2 protein-coding genes are annotated in these 2,663 nt (G+C 38.1%); both read right to left on the bottom strand.

Translation table 11 applies throughout. The annotated features are described in order from the left end of the window. Positions 1-259: globin domain-containing protein (locus tag ABXH34_RS18525; RefSeq protein WP_353573373.1), on the bottom strand; the 259-nt coding region annotated here is incomplete at its 3' end. Between the two features lie 82 nt (positions 260-341). Further along, positions 342-2,201, bottom strand: coding sequence for an ATP-binding cassette domain-containing protein (locus ABXH34_RS18520; protein WP_353573372.1), 1,860 nt, complete (start codon positions 2,199-2,201; stop codon positions 342-344). Between the last annotated feature and the right edge of the window lie 462 nt (positions 2,202-2,663).

The following is a 2,663-nucleotide window of genomic DNA, read 5'->3' as shown; positions in this document are numbered from 1 at the left end:
CATCCATGTTGACATGACGCTGTGCCACTACATCTAATTGCTCAGCTAAGTTTGGTAAATTATCAATATTCTCACAATAATCAATAATCACTGAGGCTAATTTATGCGCCTGATTTTTTGGGGCTTTGGAAAATAGCAGCTTAGTTTGAGGGTATTTATCAAATAAAATATCATAAGTACAGGTAGCAATGGCATCTCCATGTTCACGCAGTAGAGGTGCTGTCGATTTAACAATGGTTTTAACTTGCTCAGTCAACATGTGGTATACCTTTTGTTTAAGGAACAACCAAAACCAAAAAACAGTTTTTTCAATAGTTGTTCATTGATAATTATTAACTGACTCAGGAAATGTCTTCCAAAGACTCTGTGGTTTCTAGCCAAAGCTCTTCAGTTTCTTGTAACTGTTGCATAATATGTTGTTGTTGGCGACTATAGTCTTGAGTTTTTTCTAAATCATTATAAACATCTGGATTCGCAAGCTGAGTTTCAATTTTTTCCTTCTCATTTGACCATTTATCCAATGCTTTTTCCAGTTGCTTTAATTTATTTTGTAAACTGCGTCGTTGTTCGCGTTGTTGTTTCGCATCCTGCTTTTGTTCATTTTTATTTTTAGGTTGCTGGGCTTTACGCTCTTGATTGCGGTGGTCAAGTAGCCATTGTTTATATTCGTCTAAATCTCCCTCATAAGGCTGTACACGTTGATGAGCCACTAACCACAATTGATCCACAGTAGTGCGTAGTAAATGCCGATCATGTGATACAACCACCAAAGCCCCTTGGTATGCTTGCAAGGCCGTGGTCAGTGCGTGACGCATTTCTAAATCTAAATGGTTGGTCGGTTCATCTAATAATAGTAGATTTGGCTTTTGCCATACTAACAATGCTAGAGCTAAACGGGCTTTTTCACCACCAGAAAAAGGTTCAATTGGATCAGTTGCCATATCACCTTGAAACCCAAAACCGCCTAAAAAATTACGAATTTGCTGCTCAGTGACTTGAGGTGAAAGCGTTTGCACATGTCGTATTGGGCTTTCATCTAAACGTAGATACTCTAATTGATGTTGAGCAAAATAACCAATTTTTAAATGCTCATGGCGTTGCACTTCTCCACTCAAAGCCTCTAATTCTTCAGCTAAAAATTTAATCAGGGTTGATTTACCCGCACCATTTGGTCCTAATAAGCCGATTCTTGCACCTGCGACAATGCGCATTTTGACATGATCTAAAATCAGTGTATCGCCATAACCGATTTGCGTTTGTTTTACATCGAGCAATAAGTTGACTTGTGATTCAGGCTCAAAAAATTCGAATTTAAAGGGAGAGTCAATATGAGCCGCAGCAATGATTTCCATACGATCTAAGGCTTTTAAACGACTTTGGGCTTGTTTGGCTTTGGTTGCTTTAGCGCGAAATCGGTCAACAAAACTTTGAATATGCGCAACTTCACGCTGTTGTTTTTCATAATCAGCTTGTTGGCGTGCTAAGTTCTCAGCACGTTGGCGTTCAAAATCAGCATAATTACCTGTGTATAAATTAATTTGTTTTTGTTCAACGTGGGCGATGGCTTCGATGGTATTGTCTAAAAAATCGCGGTCATGCGAAATTAACAATAATGTACCTTGGTAATGTTTTAGCCATTGTTCAAACCATAAAACCGCATCTAAATCCAAATGGTTGGTGGGTTCATCTAGTAGGAGTAAATCGGAGCGGCACATCAGGGCTTGAGCCAGATTTAAACGCATTCGCCACCCGCCCGAGAAGTGTTTTACAGGCATTGATTCTTGTGACGCGCTAAAGCCTAATCCATGTAATATTTGTGCAGCTCGGGCATTGGCTGTATAGCCATCAACAGCTTCGTATTGAGCATGAAGTTCAGCTTGACGCATACCATCATTTGCATTGTCTGCCAGAGCTGTTTCTAGTTGACGCAATTCGTGGTCGCCATCTAATACATAATCAATGGCACTGGTATCTAAAACTGGGGTTTCTTGTGCAACATGAGCAATCGTCCATTTTTCTGGTAGGTCGACTTGTCCATCATCTGCTTGCAATTCATTTTGCAATAAAGCCAGCAAGCTAGACTTACCGCAACCATTTGCCCCGATAATCCCCACTTTATGTTTGACATGTAAGGTTAAATTGGCATGTTGTAATAGTTGCTTATTACCACGTTGCAGTGTTAGGTCAGTAATTTTTATCATTGAAATTCAGAGCACACAGCGTCAATCGAAAATGTTTGCCATTATAGGGTTGAATGCGTTGAGTTTCCAATGATTTGTGAATTGTTGGCTTAATGTTGAATTTTCAAACTTTAAAAAGCCAAATTAAAGACCATTTAAAGATTCCAATAATTCACTTATACATATCACATAAAATGGGTAAAACGATGTAAAACTCACCGAATAAAGTGTTATAGAAAATCGGGGAATAGAAACATTAGCAAGTTAAATCCAAGCACATGAACCCTCAAAACTTTCCAAGATATTGGTTTATAAAGCAACAATAGAAATATGTAACTTATCGAAATCTTTTCGATCTTCCAACAAACAGCAGGAAAATCATTGAAATTGATAATCTAATATAGTGAATTTCTTGTTATGTGTTAGGACTGGCAGTCCTTTAATATTTTAAATATCAAACACTTTTAAATTTGAGGACTGCCA

The organism is Candidatus Albibeggiatoa sp. nov. BB20, assembly GCA_016744725.1.
Classification (GTDB): Bacteria; Pseudomonadota; Gammaproteobacteria; order Beggiatoales; family Beggiatoaceae; genus Albibeggiatoa.
The sequence above is the reverse complement of the archived record's forward strand: the minus strand, read 5'-3'. Positions and strand labels throughout refer to the sequence as shown.

What these genes read in the sequence shown, in the direction of transcription:
- ABXH34_RS18520 (WP_353573372.1), bottom strand. Translation starts at nt 2,201, where the DNA reads ATGATAAAAATTACTGACCTAACACTGCAACGTGGTAATAAGCAACTA.